Source organism: Streptomyces corynorhini (genome assembly GCF_003346515.1).
GTDB classification, from domain to species: domain Bacteria; phylum Actinomycetota; class Actinomycetes; order Streptomycetales; family Streptomycetaceae; genus Streptomyces; species Streptomyces corynorhini.
In genome coordinates this window covers 1-2,127 of record NZ_QQNA01000392.1, presented here as the reverse complement: position 1 = coordinate 2,127, position 2,127 = coordinate 1, and the positions used below count along the sequence as shown (strand labels likewise).

Below are 2,127 nucleotides of genomic sequence, written 5' to 3'. Positions count from 1 at the left end.
GAACACCCGTACCGCCGTACCGCCTAACACCCGTACCGCCGTACCCGCCGGGCGTCCGGCGGGTACGGCGGCGTTCGTGACTACTTCAGGGCAGCGAGCGCGGCCTCGTAGTTCGGCTCCTCGGTGATCTCCTCGACCAGCTCGGTGTAGATCACCTTGTCGTTCTCGTCCAGGACGACCACGGCACGCGCCGCGAGGCCGGCGAGGGGGCCGTCGGCGAGGTCGACGCCGTAGTTCTCCACGAAGGCGCGGCTGCGGAAGGTGGAGAGGGTCTTGACGTTCTCCAGGCCCTCGGCCCCGCAGAACCGGCCCTGCGCGAACGGCAGGTCCGCCGAGACGCAGAGCACCGCGGTGTTCGCCAGTTCGGCCGCCACCTCGTTGAACTTGCGGACCGACGCGGCGCAGGTGCCCGTGTCGACGCTCGGGAAGATGTTGAGGACCTTCCGCTGCCCGGCGAAGGTCTTCAGCGTGGCCGTCGAGAGGTCGCCCGCCACCAGCTCGAAGGCGGGCGCCTCGGAGCCGACCTTGGGGAAGTCACCGTTGACGTTGACGGGGTTGCTCTTGAAATTGACGGTGCTCGGCATGTGATCCTCCTGAGTTACGGGAAACGCACTGCCTCCGACGCTACCGCCTCCGCGTCACACCCCGGGCGGGGCCTCCAGGCCCTCCGGACCTCCCGGGCCTCGGCCGCCGCCGTCCGCCGCCGTCCGCGCCGTCCGCGCCGTCCCGAGGGACGACCGGCGCGGGGTCCGGCGGCGGTCGCGACCGGCGAGGCGGTTCCCGTCAGTAGGTGTTGTGCACGATCCACGCCTCGCCGTACAGGTACCGGCCCTTGGAGTCGTAGACGGTCGTCTGGCAGTTGAGATACGAGGGAATGTAAGCGGCGTAGTACTTGTCGACCTCGGCAGCGGCAGTGCCGGTGGCTCCCAAATTGTCCCCGGTCACCATTCCGTCGAACACGGCTTCGACCGAGTACTCGACAATGTTTCCCTTTTTGATCTCGTCCTTTACGTTGTACTCCGCCATTTCGTGATGCTTGCGGTTTCCCGCCTTGGTGAGCGGTGTCAAGTTGTCCAAGGTGTTGCCGGGACCGCCGAGGTTGTCGTTCAGGAGGTGTCCCTGCACCATGTACTTGGAGAACCAGTCCCCGGACGCGGAGCCCTTCTTCGGCCACCAACTGGGCTTGACCGTCGGCTTGCCGCCGTATTTCACCTTCTTGGGGTGCAGCTCGGCCGTCATCATGCTGCCCACTCCCAGCTGGGAGGAGTCGGCGTACCTGACCTTGTGGCGGCCGGCGTACTGCCGCTGAATCGCCCGGGAGACCGTCGGCTCGGCCACGGCCGCGGTGTCACCGGCCGCGTCGGAACCGCTGGTGGCAGCCGCGACGGTGGGAGCCGGTCCGCTCATCACCCGGTGGGCGTTGGCCTCGGCCTCGCGCTCGAACCGGTCGGAGGGGTCGCTCACCCGCAGACCGCTGCCGTTGTCCGCGCCGGACACGGGGCCCTGCCGCTGCTGGATGACGTGCGTGAGTTCATGGGCGAGGGTGTGCTTGTCCTCGCCGCCCCGCCCGATGACGACATGGCTGCCGGACGTGTAGGCGCGCGCGCCCAGTTCGGCCGCGGAACTCTGGGCGGCGCTGCCCGTGTGCAGACGTACGTTCGAGAAGTCGGCGTTCAGGCGGGCCTCCATCTCGGAGCGCAGCCCGCCGCTCAGCGGAGTACCGGGTTCCCGCAGGACGTTCTGGGCGGAGGCGCGCTGCACCGCGGGCGTCTCCGTGTGGCCGCAGCCGGAGCCGTGCTCGTGCCGCTCCTCGGCCCACGCGTGACCGGCCTGGCGCAGCATCTGGACGACTGCCGCGTTCCCGGCCGTGCTCTGCAGTCCGGGGATGCCCTGGGGCCTCTTGCGTACCGGAGCCGCGGGGCGTTGGCGGCGAGTTGTTCCGACTTCTGCTACGGACGCCTTGTCCTTTGCGGAATCCATAGTTCTCCCTCAGCTTAGCGAGTCACCTTGTTCTACTGGGGCGACCAGGGGGAGTCCAGGTAGACAAGGGCACGTTCGGGCGCCGAAGGGGCAGAGCCCGCGCCTGCCCGGATGCCCCCGGCAGGCCGGTCGGACCCACCGCCCCCG

Annotated in this window: 2 protein-coding genes; both read right to left on the bottom strand. The window is 69.0% G+C overall.

The annotated features are described in order from the left end of the window. Positions 1–80: 80 nt before the first annotated feature. Positions 81–584, bottom strand: a complete 504-nt coding sequence (tpx, locus tag DVH02_RS33265) for a thiol peroxidase (RefSeq protein WP_114627567.1) — start codon at positions 582–584, stop codon at positions 81–83. Positions 585–783: 199 nt separating this feature from the next. Then, positions 784–1,980, bottom strand: a complete 1,197-nt coding sequence (locus tag DVH02_RS33260; RefSeq protein WP_114627566.1) for an eCIS core domain-containing protein — start codon at positions 1,978–1,980, stop codon at positions 784–786. Between the last annotated feature and the right edge of the window lie 147 nt (positions 1,981–2,127).

Coding starts and splice junctions, on each gene's coding strand:
- tpx (WP_114627567.1), bottom strand. CDS start 584: ATGCCGAGCACCGTCAATTTCAAGAGCAACCCCGTCAACGTCAACGGT.
- DVH02_RS33260 (WP_114627566.1), bottom strand. CDS start 1,980: ATGGATTCCGCAAAGGACAAGGCGTCCGTAGCAGAAGTCGGAACAACT.